This window comes from Paenibacillus agri (genome assembly GCF_013359945.1).
Lineage (GTDB): Bacteria > Bacillota > Bacilli > Paenibacillales > Paenibacillaceae > Paenibacillus_AQ > Paenibacillus_AQ agri.
This window is the reverse complement of sequence record NZ_JABWCS010000088.1, coordinates 1-268: the sequence shown is the minus strand read 5'-3', so window position 1 is coordinate 268 and position 268 is coordinate 1. Positions and strand designations below refer to the sequence as shown.

Here is a 268-nt window from a genome sequence, read left to right as displayed (position 1 = left end):
TGAGATAAAGAAAATGACGTAAACGTGGCCGACCTCGTTTGCTGAGCACCATCTTTCCTCGCCATTTCCCGGAGCTAGCTTCAGCTAGATTTAACCCAGCATGCCGCAGTAAAGCATTTCCATGCGTATATCCGCTTAGATCACCATCCTCACCGAGGACACCCGCTAGATTCGTAACATAGATGCCTCGTATTTCAAGGAACTTCTGTGCATAAGGAATACGCTCAAGAATGAGACGGAGCTCATGCTCAATTTGTTCAAGTTGGCG

1 protein-coding gene is annotated in these 268 nt (G+C 47.4%); it reads right to left on the bottom strand.

All coding sequences use genetic code 11. The features are described 5' to 3' along the window. Positions 1–268, bottom strand: a 268-nt coding sequence (locus HPT30_RS00410; RefSeq protein ID WP_175369647.1) for a transposase, incomplete at both ends; no start/stop codon positions are given.